This is a genomic window from Pseudomonas sp. P135 (assembly GCF_020312125.1).
In the GTDB taxonomy this organism is placed as follows: Bacteria; Pseudomonadota; Gammaproteobacteria; order Pseudomonadales; family Pseudomonadaceae; genus Aquipseudomonas; species Aquipseudomonas fragariae.
On the sequence record NZ_JAGPYR010000005.1, the window covers coordinates 50,251 to 66,189 of the forward strand.

The 15,939-nt window shown below is 60.5% G+C and carries 10 protein-coding genes and 1 pseudogene; 2 read left to right on the plus strand and 9 right to left on the minus strand.

The features are described 5' to 3' along the window. Positions 1-3: 3 nt before the first annotated feature. The 9 genes from KBY08_RS09215 to KBY08_RS09255 form a co-directional block, all read right to left on the minus strand. Positions 4-777, minus strand: a complete 774-nt coding sequence (locus KBY08_RS09215) for an HpcH/HpaI aldolase family protein (RefSeq protein WP_024651021.1) — start codon at positions 775-777, stop codon at positions 4-6. Then, on the minus strand, positions 777-2,636 hold the full coding sequence (locus tag KBY08_RS09220) for an IucA/IucC family protein (RefSeq protein ID WP_024660577.1): 1,860 nt from the start codon (positions 2,634-2,636) through the stop codon (positions 777-779). The genes KBY08_RS09215 and KBY08_RS09220 overlap by 1 nt, the downstream gene beginning before the upstream one ends. 21 nt (positions 2,637-2,657) lie before the next feature. Further along, positions 2,658-4,064, minus strand: coding sequence for a DHA2 family efflux MFS transporter permease subunit (locus KBY08_RS09225; RefSeq protein ID WP_011267796.1), 1,407 nt, complete (start codon positions 4,062-4,064; stop codon positions 2,658-2,660). Further along, positions 4,061-5,269, minus strand: a complete 1,209-nt coding sequence (locus KBY08_RS09230) for a type III PLP-dependent enzyme (protein WP_104653155.1) — start codon at positions 5,267-5,269, stop codon at positions 4,061-4,063. The genes KBY08_RS09225 and KBY08_RS09230 overlap by 4 nt, the downstream gene beginning before the upstream one ends. After that, positions 5,262-7,046 (minus strand): IucA/IucC family protein, encoded by a 1,785-nt coding sequence (locus KBY08_RS09235; protein WP_011267794.1) that lies wholly within the window; start codon positions 7,044-7,046, stop codon positions 5,262-5,264. The genes KBY08_RS09230 and KBY08_RS09235 overlap by 8 nt, the downstream gene beginning before the upstream one ends. Positions 7,047-7,242: 196 nt before the next feature. Beyond that, positions 7,243-8,619: a diaminobutyrate--2-oxoglutarate transaminase gene (locus tag KBY08_RS09240; protein ID WP_104684181.1), complete on the minus strand. Its 1,377-nt coding sequence runs from the start codon at positions 8,617-8,619 to the stop codon at positions 7,243-7,245. Between the two features lie 350 nt (positions 8,620-8,969). Further along, the gene (locus KBY08_RS09245; protein WP_111522174.1) at positions 8,970-11,378 is read right to left on the minus strand and encodes a TonB-dependent receptor; all 2,409 of its coding nucleotides are present in this window, start codon (positions 11,376-11,378) and stop codon (positions 8,970-8,972) included. Positions 11,379-11,447: 69 nt separating this feature from the next. Next, a complete protein-coding gene (locus KBY08_RS09250; protein ID WP_011267791.1) occupies positions 11,448-12,413 on the minus strand; it encodes a FecR domain-containing protein in 966 nt (321 codons plus the stop codon). Beyond that, positions 12,410-12,919 (minus strand): sigma-70 family RNA polymerase sigma factor, encoded by a 510-nt coding sequence (locus KBY08_RS09255; protein ID WP_003406891.1) that lies wholly within the window; start codon positions 12,917-12,919, stop codon positions 12,410-12,412. Before KBY08_RS09255 ends, KBY08_RS09250 begins: the two co-directional genes overlap by 4 nt. 443 nt (positions 12,920-13,362) lie before the next feature. Here KBY08_RS09255 and KBY08_RS09260 point away from each other — a divergent pair. Beyond that, positions 13,363-14,798, plus strand: a pseudogene (locus KBY08_RS09260) (coniferyl aldehyde dehydrogenase). A gap of 355 nt (positions 14,799-15,153) precedes the next feature. Further along, on the plus strand, positions 15,154-15,822 hold the full coding sequence (locus KBY08_RS09265) for a helix-turn-helix transcriptional regulator (protein WP_024638725.1): 669 nt from the start codon (positions 15,154-15,156) through the stop codon (positions 15,820-15,822). The last annotated feature ends 117 nt before the right edge of the window (positions 15,823-15,939 follow it).

Consider the following 15,939-nt stretch of genomic DNA (forward strand, 5'->3'; position numbering starts at 1 on the left):
GGGTTATTTTCCTTCTGCTGAATGTTGAGCCAGGCGGGCCTGAAGCGCGCGAAAGGCAATGCCGCGCTCATCCCCGAGGACAAAGGTGTTGACCCCGCGAGCCTGCCAGCGGGCAGCGTCTCCGGGTTGACGGGGGATCGCGCAATAGGCGACGCCCGCCGCGTGGGCGGCTTGCCAGGTCGCAAGCAACGCGTTTTGTACATCCGGCTGATCGATCTGCCAGGGCATGCCCAGTGACTGCGACAGGTCTGCCGCGCCTTCAAGAATCATGTCCAGACCCGGCACGCTGGCGATCTCGGCGGCACGCCGCACGCCTTCGGCGCTTTCGATCATCGCCACCACCATGATCTGTTGATTGGCGGCCTCCACATACTGCGCCAGGCTGTGCTTGCCGAACGAGCCGGGACGGCCGGCATTGAGGCTGCGGCGACCCAGCGGGTGGTACTTGCAGGCGGCAATCGCGTCCGCCAGTTGCTCGGGGCTCTCGATCATCGGCAAGACGATGCCCTGCGCGCCGCCATCGAGCAGGCGCAGCAGGGTTTTCGGGTTGAGATCGGCGACCCGCACCAGTGGTGTGAGGTCGTAGCTCTCTGCCACGCGGATCATGTTTTCCACGGTTTCCGGGTTGATCAGCACGTGTTCCATGTCGATGATCACGAAGTCGAACCCGGCCTCGGCGATCAGCTCGATGGCGGCCGGGGCCGGGATCGAACTGATCACCCCGTGTGCCGGCTGTCCGTCGGCAATCCTGCTTTTGAGCGTATTGGTCCTCAGCATCATTGCGGCCTGTAGGTGTGCAGTGGGTTAGGTACCGAGCGGAAGCGACGCTCGCCATCACCCAGCAAGCGGCGCTTGGTCAGTTCTTCCACTTCGTAAGATGGCGCAAACACGTCAAACAGCCCGAAACGGTCGCGATGCTGCGGGTGAGCACGCTGATAGTCGAGAATGACGTCGGCGGTCATCTGCCAGAACAGTGCCTCATCCAGCTGGTATTGCTGACGCAGGAAAATCGCCATTTCGGCCAGACAGATGAAGAAGAAACAGTCACAGGAGAAGTCGCGCACCGCGTTGACGTCGTCGGTGATGATGAACGAGTTGCGGTTGAGCTTTGCATGGCTGGCGGGCAGCGGCACCAGCTCCGGGCACAGTTCGGGACGCCCGAGATGCGCCGGTGAATAACGCACGCCGTCATGGAAGTCCTTGAGGGCGATGCGCTGCGGCCAGCCCTGCTTGACGATCAGCACGATGTTCTGGCCGTGGGACTCCATGCCGATGCCTTCGGCATAGAGCATGTGAATGATCGGCGGCACCGTGACCTGCAGCAGTTGCCGGGTCCATTCCTTGAGCCCGTACTGGTTGACCCACGCGTCGATGAACGGCGTCTGCTGGCCATCACCGTAACGGTTTTCCACATGGCTCAAGCCGTTGAACGGCACCGCCTGCTCGTCGTCCCGGAGGTACTGATGCAGGCTTTCCCGCCAGATGGCGCCCAGCGTGCCGTAGGTCTGCGCCGAACGCGATTCTGGCAGATGGCGGTAATCGAAACTCACCCCCGCTACCTCACCGAGAATCACGAAATTCAGCGCTTGAGCGGTGCTGTCGGTTGCGATCAGCTGGTGCAGCCAATCGGTGATGATCGGGCCGTTCAACACCGTGTGACGCGCCAGAATCCGCGTGCTGGAGGTGTTGGTCATGCTCATCGCCAGCTTGACGTATGGCCGCTGGGGCTGACTGGCGTTGGCCAGTGTGCGAATCGACTGCTGAGCCTTGTAGCTATCGGTCGAGGTGCCCAGATAAATCAGCTCGCCGCTGGCCAGTTCCGGGTAGAAGGTCGACACCGTGACGTTGTCCCACTGCCACGGATGCACCGGCATCAGTTGATAGTCGTCGATGGACTTGCCCCGCGCGGCCAGTTCTCGAGCTATTTCCTGCCAGCGTTGTGTGCCCAGCTCCTGACGGATGAACGCCTGAAAATCCATGCTCCGCGAATGGCCGACCGAGGCGCTCGATTTCGCCACGGCCAGCCAGACCACCGCGAAAGGCGTGGCAAATTCCGGCCCGTAGTGGCGGTTATCGGCCAGGGAAAAGCCGATTCGCGACTTGTAACACGGGTGGTAGCTGTGGGCATCCATGAAATGCTGCTCCAGCGCATCGACATCGAGCTGATGCGCTGGTCTTGCAGGCTGATAGCCCTGGGTGCGGGCCTGCAGGTCCTTGAGCTGGGTCTGCTCGATTTCCTGGATGAAGCGCGTCAGGTGCGGGCTGTCCTTGAACGGGCTGAGCAGCTCGGTCAACGCCAGATGCAGATCCGGCACGCTGCGTTCGCCGGCACTGTCCACCCGCTCAAGCGTGGCGTGATCGAGGCGGATCAGCTCAAAGCTGGTGCTCAGCAGGCCCTCGCAGCGGTATTCCACACCGCCACTCACGGCCACGGCAAAACGATGCCGATGATCATCCAGCGGCTCACAGCGGTAAGGCAGCGCCGCCTCGTACAGCAAGGTCTGCAGCAACTGGCCAATCACGCGGCGTTGCACTTGCTGATAGCGCTCGGCGCTGACGTCGGCCAGCCAGGCACCAGTACCAGCTGTTGTCGTTGTCGAAGAAGCGTTACGTTGCAGCGGTAAAGGGGTAGCCATGTTCATACCTCGAACGAAAAATTATCGGGGTTCGACCGCGTCGGGCTGGGCCTCGGCGCGCTCGTCGTTAAGGGGAAAACGCCAGGCACAGGGCAGTGCCAGCAGGATCAGCACGCCGGTGGCGATGAATACTTCGCTGATGGCCGAGGGCGTGGCGGCCGGGCCCGCGGTGTTGAGGCGGAACTCCAGCCACAGCGAGGCGATGACGATGGCCAGCGACGCGACCAGACGCCGGGAAATGTTGTTCATCGCGGCGCCCTGAGTGACCATCGGCTCTGGCAAGGCATTGAGCCCCGCCGTGGTCACCGGCATATAGGAGAGCCCGAGGCCGGCGCCACGAATCATCATCAGGACGAACACCACGCCGATCGCGGCGTCGGCCTTGAGCATGCCCAGCGCCAGGGTCGAAACGCCGGTCAGCAGCAGGCCGATGGCGACGACGGTGCGCGGGCCATGGCGATCCAGTGCCTTGCCGCCCCACTGCCCGAACAGGCTCGCGAAGCTGGCGGTACACAGCAGCGCCAGGCCGGTCCAGATCGGGTTGTAGCCCAGCACGTTCTGCACCAGCAGCGGCAGCAACACCAGGCACTCGAACATGCCGACCGATTGCACCACGGCGATGATCACGCTCAGACGATAACCGCGCAGGTTGAACAGACGCAGATTCAGCAGCGGAGCCTGGCGACTCAGCTCGACCCGGACGAATGCCACCAGACAGGCCAATGCGACCAGCACCATGGCCTGATTGACTGGATCGAGCAGCGCCTGAGCATGGTGCATGCGGCTGATGGCGATCATCAGCAAGCCGATGCCCGACGCCACCAGCAGGTAGCCGATCAAATCGAACGGCTTGCGCTCGGCGGGCTCGGCGTCCGGCAGCACGCCGACGCCCAGCAACAGCGCCAGCAGGCCGATGGGCACATTCATCAGGAACAGCGAGCGCCAGCTGAACCACTCCAGCATCAGGCTGCCGCACAGCGGACCGAGCGCCGGTGCGAGCATCACTGCTGCGCTCCAGAGCCCGGTCACCCTGCCCCGCTCGTGCTTTTCATACACCGAAAAGATGATCGCCAGCGACAAGGGGATCATCAGCCCGCTGGCAATGCCCTGCACCACCCGAGCGGTGATCACCAGCGCGATGGAGTCGGCCAGCGCGCCCAGCAGCGAGCCGCCAATGAACAGCGCCACACCCCACAGGTACAGGCGTTTGCGTCCGATGCGCTGACTGAGGAAGCTGGTCAGCGGCATGGTCATGCCCATGCTGGTCATGAATCCGGCGACGATCCAGGTGGCCAGCAGCGGCCCGATCCTGAACGCCTCCATGAAGGCAGGCAGCGCCGGGTTGAGCGAACTGTTGCTCAGACTGACCGTCAGCGTACCGAGCAGCACGTTGACCACTACCCAGCTACGTGGGACGTTGAAACTCATTGGCGAACCCGTTCGCCGTTGCGCACGAAGTGCTGTGACGGTCGTGGATGACAGAGAAAGTCGGCATGGGAAATGTTGTAGCCATACGCTCCCGCCAGCGGCAGAACCAGCAGGTCACCAATGCTCACGCCCTTGAGTGGCTGGCGGCGGCTCAATACGTCCTTGGGCGTGCACAGCTGGCCGACAATGGTATAAGCCTGTTCTGACGAGGCAGCTGACTGCGGCGTACTCGGCAGATGGATAACCGGATGGTCATGGCTTTGCGCAACCGGCAGGCGAAACTGGTGAGTTCCGCCTCGGCAGACCAGAAAATGCTCGCCGTGGCTGGTTTTGCTGTCCAGCACCTCGATGGCGTAATAGCCGCAATAGGCGCTGATGAAGCGTCCCGGCTCAAAGCGCAGGATCGGCGCGTCGTGCTGCTCGCCCAGGCGTTTTTCCAGATAACGGCACAGCCGCTGCCAGTCGAACTGCTGGCTGTTGAGGTAATCGACGCCAATACCGCCGCCGACGTTGAAATGGGTGAGCTGGCTCGGGTCGCGGGCTAAAGCCTTCCATTCCTGCCAGCGCTGCAGGTAGAAATCGAGCAACTGCTCATGACGTTCAACCGACATCTGATGCGACATGGCATGTACGTGAAAGCCCTTGAGCGTCAGGTGGCTGGCGTTGTCCACGCGTCTGACCGCCTCGGCCAGGTCGGCTTCGTCAATGCCGAACGGTGTCGCGGTCCCGGCCATCGCCAGCCGGCTCGACTGTGCAGCGGGCAGTTGCGGATTGATGCGCAGGAACACCGGCTGCACGCGCCCCGCCTGTTCTGCCAGCTGTTGCAGACGCGCGATTTCGTTGAGGCTCTCCAGGTGAATGGCTTCAACCTTGTTGAGCAACGCCGAGCGCAGATCGGAATCGAGTTTGCCTGGGCCCGAGAACACGTAGGGCTTGCGTGTCGGACAGGCCATCACCCGCTCGATCTCGCCCCCAGAGGAAATTTCAAAGCCACTGACCAGAGGGGCCAGGGTTTCCAGCATCAGCGCTTCGCTGTTGGCCTTGATCGCGTAATACAGCTCGACACCTGCGGGCAGCGCCGCCATGACTTCACTGACATGCTGCTGCAACGCGTCCAGATCGTAGAAGAAGGCCGCCAGCGGGTCGGTTTCCAGCGCCCGAGCCTCCTTGATGGCCGCCAGTACGGTCTCCGGCACCTTATGCATAACGTGCCTCCGTGGCCCACGGCGACGCAAGACGCACATAGTTGGCTTCGCGATCGGCCTTGGCGGCGAGCCGGACCTTGAGGTTGGTCTTGCAGGCAATCGACTGGCCTGCGATCAGCGCGTCCAGCTCGGGCGCAGGCAGCACCAGTTCGTCGCGGATACGCTGCAATTGCCGCTCGACGCGCTGCCACATCAGTGGTGCCAGGTGCGGGCGCTCCCAGCTCAAGGCCAGTACCGCCTCGGACAGGTTGTTGATCAGCAGGCAATAGGTAATGCGGTTCCAGCCCTGTTCGCGGCTGTAGAGCAACGACTGGCGAATTCTCGGGTGCAGCCCCACCTGAATCGCCTTGATGCCCAGCTCTTCGGTGAGCTTGACGCCTTCAAAGTCGCGCAACAGCAGTTGTTGCGGGCGTCCGTTGTCGTGAATCAGCACCGCATTCTGCAAATGCGGCTCCATCACGATGCCATGATTGAAGAACAACGCCATGACCGGGCTCAGCAGCAAGGCCTGATACTCATCGAACCAGTCCAGCAGGTGCTGGTCCTCGAGCTCTGCGCCATTGAAACGCTGGAGGAAGTCGTGCACCAATGGGCGTGAGCGCAGATCACGGGCGAACAGTGTGCCCGCCATCACGCTGCAATCTTCGCCGGAGCGGCGGCAGAAGTTTTCCCGCAGAATGGCGCCGGTCTGCTCGCGAAACCAGTGACCATCCGCCTCGCTCACGCCTTTGGGAGCCCAGCTCATCGAGCCGGGTTCAGCGACTGTGGACAGCCCGCCGAGGGTTTCCGGGCGGGTCTGCTGCAGGCGCTGAAACAGCTCGTCGATGATCAACGTGCTTTCCAGTTCATACCACGCGTTTTTCCTCACGCAGTTGGTGATGCGTACATTCAGCGAGCCCTTGATGAAGTAGTCGTGACCCTCGATGTACCAGGTGCGCATCGACGCCGTCGGGCTGGCCAGCAAGCCACTGGCACCCAGATCGGAGATGTCCCCCAACTCAAGCAGACGTTGCACGCGACGGTCCTGCATGAACAATTGCGCCTGTACCGGATGCATGCAGATCAGCGCGTGCCCGGGTCGGGCCCGCGATTGATCAGCGAAGCCTGACATCACCTCGGCTTCGCTCAAGCCATTGGAGGTGATTCGCAGCCCTTCCAGCGGCACTTCGAACAGGTGCAGCGCGGTCTGCGCCTGAAACTCCGGGGCGTAGGTCTCCTGCGCCAGATGCTCAGGCCACAGGCGCGCCTTGGGCGCCGGGTGATTGGGGTGGCCGAACCACAAACCCTGCTCACTGGCCAGATAGCCGCTGAGCGGCGCCGGGTGCTGGCCGGTCATGTTGTGGGCAACGATGGCGGCAGTCAGGTGCTGGCTTTGCAGGACCTGGTCCAGCAGTTCGTCATTGCTGGCACGGGTCATGTGCTCACAGGCGGTCAGCAGTTGCCGGGCGAATTCGGCAAACGCCAGGCAGCGCCAGGTGCCCTGCCCCTGACGTGCGTAGACATCGGAAAGGTAGCGATGGCTGCCCAGGTGGTCGCGGCGGTCCACCAGGACGAAGAACTGTTGCTGATTGGGCAGGCTGATGGTGAGCGGAATGCCCTTCCATTGCCCGCCATCCACGAAACTGCCAGGCGCTATGCCTTGCATGCCTTCAGGCCAGGTGTAATGCAGGCACTCTTCCGGCAGTGCGAATTCCTTGATCAGGCAATTGAGTAACGCGCGAGTGGTTGCCAACTCGCTCACCATGTTTGATAAGACGGTGCGATCGGTATTAGTCATGTCTGCTCCACAGTCGCCTTTACGCTGACCGTTTAAATGACGTCGCAACAAACGTTGATTTATCGCTTGCGGCACAACAGTCGAGCTGTCGAGGTGCGATAAGTTCGCCCAGCCAAACGTTGTGTGCGGTGTTGTTTCAATCGTGATATCAGTGTCACGATGCGGTGCTGTTGATGCCCTGCTTATTACATAACTTTCATTTACGTAGCTGGGACAGCGCAGCCTTCAGGGCCTGCTCAAAACGCTGGATGACCAACTGGCATTGCTCTTCAGTAATGATCAATGGCGGCAATAAGCGAATGACGTTGCCATTGCGACCACCGCGTTCAAGTAACAATCCCTGTTTGAAACAATGCTGCTGAATGGCAACCGCCAGATCCGGGTCCATCGGCAGGCTGCCGAGGCGGTCCGCCGCTTTGCGTTCATCGACAATCTCGATGCCCAGCATCAGGCCGCGGCCCCGCACATTGCCAATCGCCGGATAGCGTTGCTGCAACAGGCCGAGCTGTTCCTTGAGCCAGTCGCCACGTTTTGCGGCTTGGCCGGCAAGGTTCTGTCGTTGCAGCACTTCAAGGGTCGCCAGGCCGGTGGCCATGGCCATCTGATTGCCGCGAAAGGTGCCGGCATGGTTACCCGGAGACCAGGCGTCGAACTCGCGCTTGAAACCCAGCACGGCCAACGGCAGACCGCCGCCGACCGCCTTGGACATGACGATGACGTCAGGTTCGATCCCCGCATGTTCGAAGGCAAACATCTTGCCGGTACGGCCAAAGCCGGCCTGCACTTCATCCAGAATCAGCAGAATGCCGTGCTTGCGCGTGACTTCGCGAATCTGGCGCAGCCATGCTGCAGGTGCCGGATTGACACCGCCCTCGCCCTGCACCGCTTCCAGAATTACCGCCGCCGGCAGCGACACACCGCTTTCCACGTCCTCGATGAACTGGGTGAAGTAGTAACTCAGCGCTTCGGTCCCGGCCTCGCCGCCAATGCCCAGCGGGCAACGGTATTCATGGGGATACGGCAGGAACTGCACTCCGGGCATCAGATTAGCGACGGCGTTTTTTGGCGCAGTGTTGCCGGTCAGCGCCAGGGCTCCGTGGGTCATGCCGTGGTAGGCGCCGGAAAAGCTGATGATGTTATGGCGACCGGTGGCGGTCTTGGCCAGTTTGATCGCGGCTTCGACCGCGTCGGCCCCGGAAGGACCGCAAAATTGCAGGCAGTAATCGCGCCCCTGTCCTGGCAGCAGACTCAGCAGCGTTTCGCTGAAAGCGTCCTTGACCGCAGTGGTCAGATCAAGGGTGTGCATGGGCATGCCCGAGGTCAGAAAGCTGTCGAGACTGGCCATGATGGCTTCGTGATTGTGACCCAGTGCCAATGTTCCGGCTCCGGCCAGACAATCCAGGTACGTGGTGCCCTCGACATCCGTGACCCACACGCCATGTGCCTTGGCGATCGCCAATGGCAACTTGCGGGGGTAACTCCTTACATTCGATTCAAACTTGCTCTGCCTGTCCAGATAGTTGGCATTGGTTTTCTGCGACGTAGTAGAGTGCAATAAGCCATTATTCAACATCTGTAAGTCCTCGCTGGATTTCCGGATGCAAATTATTATCATTTACCTAAAAGTGCAACCCATTGTTGCGAAAAACAAGATGAAATTTAAATAAACTTTTTTGCGCGCCTGATAATGAATAAGGCACGCAGTTATACCGACAGGATTAATCGGTATAACTCAATGTGCCACTATTGAGCGTGGCCATTTGTTATTTTGGCGTTATGACAAAACAGCCTATCTAAATAACAAACTGCTGTGTCGCCGTGTTGAGGTTGATTATTTAATACTGCACACAGGTTATCCCTCGATGAGGACTGCCGGTCGTTCGCTATATACGTGACCCCCTTCCCTGGGCGTCACGTATCGACTCAGAAACCGATGGTGGCCGACAACAGATAGGTACGCGGTGTCGACAGAGTCAGCCCCGGCTCGCTGTCGTCCGACGCGCCGGCCGAACTCCAGTAGTACTTGTTCATCACGTTCTCGACATTGGCCCGCAGCGTGATGTCCTTCTGATCGACCTTAAAGGCATACCGCGCGCCTACGTCGAAACGCTCCGATGAATCGATGCTTTTGCTATTGGCCTGATCCAGATACTGCGAACCGGTGTAGATGCCCCGTCCGGTCAGGGTCAGGCCGTTGACGCCCGGGACGTCCCATTCGGCGCCCAGATTGACGTTGTACTTGGGGGTGGCCGGTGCGCGGTTGCCGTCGAATGTGCCGTTGACGGTATTGGTCAGTTCGCTGTCGATGTACATCACCCCGCCCAGCAGACGGAAACCCTTCATCGGCTCACCGAACATGGTCAGCTCGACACCGTCGTTACGGCGCTTGCCGTTCGGGCCGAATACACGCGAGGCGGTATTGGTCTCGTAGGCCGGTTGCTTGATACGGAATACGCTGGCGGTGAAGGCAAATGACCCCAGGTCATACTTGGCGCCGACCTCGACCTGACGACTGACGAACGGCGGGAAGATCTGGTCTTCGTTCACCGAGGTCGACGGAGCGATCTTGCCCTGGCTCAGGCCTTCCATGTAGTTGGCGTACACCGAAAAGTCGTCGGTCACCTTGTACAGAATGCCGCCTGACGGTGAGACCTTCTCCTCGTCGTAGGCGGTGTCGCCCTTCACGTCATCGGTCCAGTCATCAACCTTGACACGCTGCCAGCGGGCGCCGAGCGTCAGCAGCAGACGGTCCTCGAAAAATCCTAGCGTGTCAGTCAGCGCCACACCGCTGAAGCGGTTCTCGGTGTAAACCTTGGAGTCGGCGCGCGTCGGGTTCGAGGGTGTCGGCGTGTCGACCGGGTTGTAGAGGTTGCTCGGCGCTGCTGCGTAGCGCGCACCACCGTTTTCAAAGTCCATGTAGAAATAGCTGGCAGCCAGGTTGACCTCGTGGCTGACCGGCCCGGTGTTGAACCAGCTACGAGCGCCGGCAGTGGCGGTGCGCACATTTTCGTCACGGGTGAAATCGCGCGGCTGAACGCTGAAGTCACCTGCGTCGTTGGTGACCGATACCGCATGGCGCAGGAAGTCATGGTTACTTTTGCGCACGCCGACACCGCCATACAGCATGACCGAGTCGCTGAGGTCATATTCGGCATTCACTGCGCCGAAGGTATCCTTGGTACGCGCCTTGCTCCAGGACTGCGCATAGTTGTCGCGCACATCGTTGGCGTTGGGCACCTTAGCGTTGGCACCGACCTGCACGCGCTCCTGCGGAGCATCAGTGTCGCGTTCGGTGTGCCCGATGTCCGTCGACAGACGCAGGCGATCGCCGCGGAAATCCAGGCCCAAAACGGCCATGTCACGATCGACGCTCTGGTGATCCCATTCTGTGTCGCCGGACTGCTTCACGCCGTTGAAACGGATCCCGAACTTGTCGTCTTCGCCAAACCGACGGGCTACATCGACTGCAGCACCCACCTGCCCCTTGGAGGCATAGCTGGTGGTGAGCTCGGTGATCGGTTTATCCGTCGCGCGTTTGGGGACCACGTTGATGCCCCCGCCGACACTGCCTCGCGGCGAAATGCCGTTGATCAACTGGCTCGGCCCCTTGAGGATGTCCACCCGTTCGGCCATTTCCATGTCGATCGTGTAAGTGGGCAGGATGCCGTACAGGCCGTTGTAGGAAACGTCGCTGTTGAACAGGCTGAAGCCGCGAATGGTGAACTGCTCGTAGCGCCCGCCTGCGGGGTTGGTGGCGCGCACCGACGGGTCACTGGCGATCAGATCGCCAAGGGTTCGGGCCTGCTGGTTTTTCACCGCGTCCTTGGTGTAGGTGGTCATGCTGAATGGCGTTTCCATGAAGTCCCGCGAACCCAACATGCCTTGCGAGCCTTTGCGTGCCACCTGACCGCCCGCGTAATCCTGACCGTCCGTGACACCGCTGTCGCCAACGATCGACGTGGGGGCGAGTTGCAAACCTGCACTGGCGCTTTGAGGTGCCGGGATCAGCGTGTAAGCCTGCTCCCCGACGGGCATCAGTTGCAGGCCGGAACCTTGCAGCAGACGCGCAAACCCTTCCTCGACCGCGAACTCGCCGGACAACCCCGAACTGTTCCGGCCATTCACCAGTGCAGGGTCTACCGACAGATTGACCCCGGCCTGCCCGGCAAAACGGGTAAGCGCGGCGCTCAGACTGCCGGCCGGCACTTCATAGGCCCGTCTGCCCGATGTGTCGGCCCAACTGGTCGAGATGAACAACGGACTGGAACTCAACGTCAGCAACAGGCTGAACTGCAAAAGCGGACGCAAACGGTAGGAAGACACTGCGGACATAGAGGGAAGCTCTCGTATTTTTTGTGCACTTATCTGGAATGACCAGCGAGACCAAAAAAAGGGACAGCGCTACGCACTATTTTTTGTCGAAATATTTTTTCGAGGCACCAGGGTCACCCAGTAACGGGTGCGCATCTGCACGTCCACCGGCAGACTGGCCGCCAGCAAGGACAGCACGCGGTCGGTATTGTCGAGCCTGAAACTGCCGGTCACCCGAAGGTTTTCCAGCGCCGGCTCCCAGCGCAGCAGGCCCGGACGGTAGCGACCCAGCTCGCGCAGGAAATCACCCAGCGACTGGTTCTGCGCGGTCAGTACATCGTCGCGCCAGCCAGGCAGCAAGGCGTCGAAGGCGCTGACAGGACCGACTCCACTCTGCTTCAAACTGACCTGCTGCTGCGCATTCAAGGCCACTACAGGCCCGCGCAGGGGATAAAGCTGCACCGTGCCGCTGACGACCGAAACCCGGCAGTCGCTGTCATTGAGACGCACACAGACTTCGCTCCGACCAACCACGATGCGCCCGTAAGGACCGTGGATGGTCAGCGGCGCGCTGCCAGGCACCTTCAGGGCTATTTCGCCCCGTACAAGGGTGATTCGCCGGGCGCCCATATCGACGTTTACGGCGCTGTCGGTATTCAATTGCAACGTGCTGCCATCGGCCAGCGACAGACGCTTGTGCTCGCCGACGGCGGTTTGCAGGTCGGCACGCCAGACCTCCAGCGGCAACTGACGCCCCAGCAGCCAGACCGCGGGAACCAGTGCCACGGCGCCCAGCGCCCTTTTTAGCGTCGCGCGCCTGGCCTTGTCAGGGCGATCCAGCGTCGCCATGGCCAGGTTGGCAGGCAGACCGAAAAAACGTTGACGCAACTGCTGGGCCTTTTGCCAGGCGCGCTCATGACTGGCGGAGCTGTCACGCCAGTGTTGCAGCATGGCGTGATCTTCCTCGCTGGCACCGCCGGACTCGAGAAGCGCCAGCCACTGCGCCGCCTTGCGTACTACCTCGCGTTCTTCGTTCGAAGGTGCCGGGCGAATCACCAGTCCACCAACAGACAGTGCTCGTAAGCTTGCGCCATATAGCGTTTGACGGTGCGTTCGGAAACACTCAGGCGTTCAGCGATTTCCCGATAGCCCAGCCCCTCGAGCTGACTCCAGAGAAACGCCCGGCGCACCACTGCCGACAGGCCATCGAGCAGCTCGTCCAGCGCCTGCAGGGTTTCCAGCAGCAACCAGCGCTGCTCCGGCGACGGCACGCTTTCTTCAGGCAACTGCGCCAGCGCTTCCAGATAAGCCTGTTCAAGGCTGCGACGAGTGTAGAAATTACTGAGCAGGCGCTTGCCCACTGTCAGCAGATAGGCACGCGGCTCCTGCATATCGGCGATCTGCTGGGAGCTGGACAGCACGCGCAGAAACGTATCCTGACTCAGGTCCGCAGCATCCCAGGCATTGCCCATGCGTCTGCGCAGCCAGCTTTCCAGCCAGCCATGATGATCGCGGTACAGGGAATGCAAGGTCTGCTGTGATAGCGTCGCTGCGTCAGTCATGTCAAAAGCCTTGAGCGATGGGATGCGCCAAATGAGACTGATTCTAATTAGTGTTATATCCCGAGTCCACGCTCTTTTTTTTAAAAAGCCCATCGCCACTGCGTGAAATCGGGGCTGTCAGCCCGCAACACGTTGATCCGCGCAGCATCCGGGTGATTCACCCGGACGACAAATGAGCGCTGAAAAGGCGCCCTGCGTGTCCTGTTTGTATCCCTTGTGACGTAAAGTCGGATTGTGGCCGATTAGCAGACAGCCCTGACGCTTTATTCAGGTTTGCCACGGCTGGTGGCGTTGAGGATTTTTGCATGCGACTCGCTTTCTACCGAGGGCCAACGTTCACCCGACAGTTGCTTGAAGTCCTTGGGCCGCAATACGCACACGCCCTCTGGCCCATCGTCATCATGCAGCCCCTATAAAAAACACGCAGCCACAGGAGCAGCGTCATGAATCAACCCGCCACGGTTCCGCCAGATACGACGTTTCACGCGGCCAGGCTAACCGAGCTGCTCGAGGCGCAGCAGGCTGCATTCCGCGCTCAGGGCGCGCCTTCCTACGATCAACGAATCGCAAACCTCAACGCCGTTCTGCGCATGGTCAGCGATAATCAGGACAGGTTGCTCGAGGCGGTCAGCGCAGACTTCGGCAACCGCTCGTTCGACGAAACACGGCTCGGCGAATTGATGCCGGTGATCAATGGCATCAAGCACATCCGCTCGCACCTCAAGGCGTGGATGCGCCCCTCCCGGCGCAAGGCGGGTATTGTTTTCAGACCGGCCACGGCCCGGGTCGTGTATCAGCCGCTGGGCGTCGTCGGCATTCTGGCTCCGTGGAACTATCCGCTGACGCTGACGCTGGTGCCGTTGATAGAGGCGCTGGCTGCCGGCAATCGGGTGATGTCAAGCCTTCGGAGCTGACACCCCGGACTTGCGAGCTGCTCAGGCAGTTGCTGGGCGAAACCTTCCCTGCCGAGCAGGTAACAGTAGTCACTGGCGACGCCACGCTGGCGGGCCGGTTCAGTGAGCTGCCTTTTGACCATCTGCTGTTTACCGGCTCGACCCACGTGGGTCGCCAGGTCATGGCGGCGGCCGCGCGCAACCTGACACCGGTCACTCTGGAGCTGGGCGGCAAATCGCCGGTCGTGGTGTGCGACGACTTTTCGATCAGCAAAGCCGCGCGGATGATCGCTATCGGCAAACTGTTCAACGCCGGTCAGACCTGCGTAGCACCTGACTATGTCCTTGTCCCGCGCGAACACGTGGACAGCTTTGCCAGCGAGTGGCTGGCTGCAGCGGAAAAACTCTACCCGACCCTCGATGGCAATCCGGACTACACCTCGATTATTTCCCAGCGCCACTACGACCGGCTTATGGCGATGGCCAGTCAGGCCGTGGCAACGGGTGCCAAGGCATGGCAACACAATGCGCCTGCGACGGCGGGCGAACGCAAGATCGCACCGATGGCACTCACGCAGGTGTCCCTGAAAGCGGATGTCATGGGCGAAGAGATTTTCGGGCCGCTGCTGCCGATCCTCGCGTATGAGTCGCTGGATGAAGCCATCGCTTTTATCAACGCGCGTCCGGCACCGCTGGCCCTTTATTGCTTTTCCAACGATCAAACCTCTGTGGAGCGGGTGCTGAACCGCACGCAGTCCGGCGGCGTGACGATCAATGGCACCATGCTGCACGCGACGCAGGATGACCTGCCCTTTGGCGGTGTCGGCGACAGCGGCACCGGGGCCTATCACGGCTACGAAGGCTTCGTTCGTCTGTCCCACGCCCGCGGCGTTCTCAAGCTCGGACGTTTCAACATGTCCGACAAGGTCTCGGCACCTTACGGACGGCTTACGCGCCTGGTCACCCGGTTCATGATCGGAAAATAGACGCTTGCCAAACGCTATTTCCCCGCCATGTTGCAACTTTAGATGCACATGTGTGGGGATATTTTTATCTCTCTACTTCCCGTAACAACATCAGGCACCACGAGTTAACGCGGGTTCGCCCCACCATTTCTGCGACCTCCTTGCCCGCCGTCCGACCGATGACCATCACTCTTTCTGATAGTGAAGTATTTAGGTAACCTCAGGGCGATACGCTTTGCTGTACTTCACTGGAGATGCTCTAGCGGGCATCTAACGCTGTTTTCGTGGCGCAAACGCCAACAGCAGGTTGATGTGACCGCGCCATGCTTACAGCGTCTACACCATTGTCAGCAGTTTTAAACTCATGGATGACTACATGCCTAACACACTACTTCCGCAGATCGGCAGGGCCATAGCCAGCATCGGTAGCGGGAATTTTTCCAGCATGTTCCACAAGTTGATCGATACTCAGCTTGCGGTAGATGCCACGCACCTCTCCTCACTGCCACAGCCCTGGCAAACGCCACCCGCCTCTGCACCGACGGTCTTTAACGAGACGGTGACGTCATCACGGGGCACGCTGTTGCTCAGTGACTCGATTCATCTTTACCCTGATCAGGCCTCGGAAAGCTTTAGTTGTAAAATAACTGTATTTCGGGCGCTTCCCGCGCATGAATTTTCAGAAAAGGAACGCCGACAGCTGGGCGACATTTCCCCTCTGCTGTTTTCGATACTTGAAAAACATGTCAATGCCCTGCAATCGGCAATGCCCGGCATCGAGCATAAAAAGCCGGAAAGCATTGAAAAGCGCTTTCAGGAACGACTGCGTGAAACAGGGTTGACGTTGTCCGAACGCGAAACCCAAGTGTGCCTGGGGCTGCTCGCCGGCCATACCGCGCTTGAGCAGGCCGAGCGACTCGCACTCAAGGTCAATACCGTGGGCAGTTACCAGCGCCGCGCGGCGATCAAGCTGGGCATCAGCGGTCGCAATTCACTGATGCGCTGGATGTATGGCTCATCAGCGGGCGTTTTTTCAACCTGCTGACCGCCAGTTGATGCAAAGGACGGGGCGATACCGATCGCCCCTCCCGGATCCACCCTCACCGCCTCGGACGCAAGACCTCCTTGCGCCCGCAATCACGCTTTATCAATACCCACCAAG

What these genes read in the sequence shown, in the direction of transcription:
- KBY08_RS09215 (WP_024651021.1), bottom strand. Translation starts at nt 777, where the DNA reads ATGCTGAGGACCAATACGCTCAAAAGCAGGATTGCCGACGGACAGCCG.
- KBY08_RS09220 (WP_024660577.1), bottom strand. Translation starts at nt 2,636, where the DNA reads ATGGCTACCCCTTTACCGCTGCAACGTAACGCTTCTTCGACAACGACA.
- KBY08_RS09225 (WP_011267796.1), bottom strand. Translation starts at nt 4,064, where the DNA reads ATGAGTTTCAACGTCCCACGTAGCTGGGTAGTGGTCAACGTGCTGCTC.
- KBY08_RS09230 (WP_104653155.1), bottom strand. Translation starts at nt 5,269, where the DNA reads ATGCATAAGGTGCCGGAGACCGTACTGGCGGCCATCAAGGAGGCTCGG.
- KBY08_RS09235 (WP_011267794.1), bottom strand. Translation starts at nt 7,046, where the DNA reads ATGACTAATACCGATCGCACCGTCTTATCAAACATGGTGAGCGAGTTG.
- KBY08_RS09240 (WP_104684181.1), bottom strand. Translation starts at nt 8,619, where the DNA reads ATGTTGAATAATGGCTTATTGCACTCTACTACGTCGCAGAAAACCAAT.
- KBY08_RS09245 (WP_111522174.1), bottom strand. Translation starts at nt 11,378, where the DNA reads ATGTCCGCAGTGTCTTCCTACCGTTTGCGTCCGCTTTTGCAGTTCAGC.
- KBY08_RS09255 (WP_003406891.1), bottom strand. Translation starts at nt 12,919, where the DNA reads ATGACTGACGCAGCGACGCTATCACAGCAGACCTTGCATTCCCTGTAC.
- KBY08_RS09265 (WP_024638725.1), top strand. Translation starts at nt 15,154, where the DNA reads ATGCCTAACACACTACTTCCGCAGATCGGCAGGGCCATAGCCAGCATC.